The organism is Xenorhabdus sp. PR6a, assembly GCF_028599065.1.
Classification (GTDB): Bacteria; Pseudomonadota; Gammaproteobacteria; order Enterobacterales; family Enterobacteriaceae; genus Xenorhabdus; species Xenorhabdus doucetiae.
The window spans coordinates 1-1077 of sequence record NZ_JAQRFJ010000165.1; the positions used below are offsets into that span (position 1 = coordinate 1).

At 42.2% G+C, this 1077-nt stretch carries 1 protein-coding gene; it reads left to right on the forward strand.

Annotated features, from left to right (window positions below):
- Window positions 1–69: 69 nt before the first annotated feature.
- The coding region (locus tag PSI15_RS18060; RefSeq protein ID WP_273584725.1) for an IS630 family transposase at window positions 70–1077 on the forward strand (1008 nt) is incomplete at its 3' end.

Here is a 1077-nt window from a genome sequence, read left to right on the forward strand (position 1 = left end):
AGAAACTCAGCCCTAAATTTGCGAAATTCTTGTTCCCAAAACATCAAATCACAAAAAAAAGGCTGAGCCATGCTTATCATACCACTCACTTCCCGAAATGAACGCCGGCTGATGAAAAAAATCGCTCAAAAAACCTCTGATAAAAATTATGCGCGTCGGATCATGGGGATACTCTTGTTGTGTCAACACCGCTCTGTTCCTCAAGTGGCCGGGATACTTTGTTGCGCCGAATCTTCCGTTTGGCGTTGGCTCAAAAAGTTTAGAGAACACGGGTGGGCAGGATTACATGGCTTACCTGCCGGACGTCATATCCGATGGCATTTAGCCCCTCTCCAGCCTATCCTGTTCTTTTTATTGGAACGCTCTCCCCAACAATTTGGCTATCTCGGTTCCCGTTGGAGCCTTTCATTTTTTGTATTTTTAATCAACGAACTCATACACGTTACCCTTTCAATCAGCACACTTTACCGTTACTTTTGCAAACAAGGGATTGTCTGGCGGCGGGCGGCTCCCACGTTAAAACAGCCTGATCCAGAATATGACGAAAAAATGGCTCGTATTACTGAAGCGCTTTTGCAGACTTCAGAGAAACACCCTGTTGTTTATGAAGATGAAGTTGATATTGATTTTAATCCTAAAATTGGCGCTGATTGGTACTTTAAAGGTCAGCAAAAACGGATTGTGACACCGGGTCAAAATCAAAAATACTACTTTGCCGGTTGTCTTGATGCCCAAACAGGAAAGATCGTATCTACAGGTTACACGAGGAAAAACTCTGATTTATTTATCAACATGTTAGATGAATTAAAACGACAATATCGTGATGCCGAAACGCTGACGGTGATTTTAGATAACTACTGTATCCATAAAAGTAAGAAGGTGAAAGCCTGGTTGCTTGATAATCCCGAGGTGACGCTTTTATTTCTTCCGGTCTACTCGCCCTGGCTGAACAAAATAGAACGGTTATGGCAATCACTCCATGAAACGGTGACACGTAATCATTGTTGTCAATTTATGTGGCAACTGATTAAAAATGTGAAAATTTTTTTGAAAGCGGCTTCATCAGGCACTTGGAAA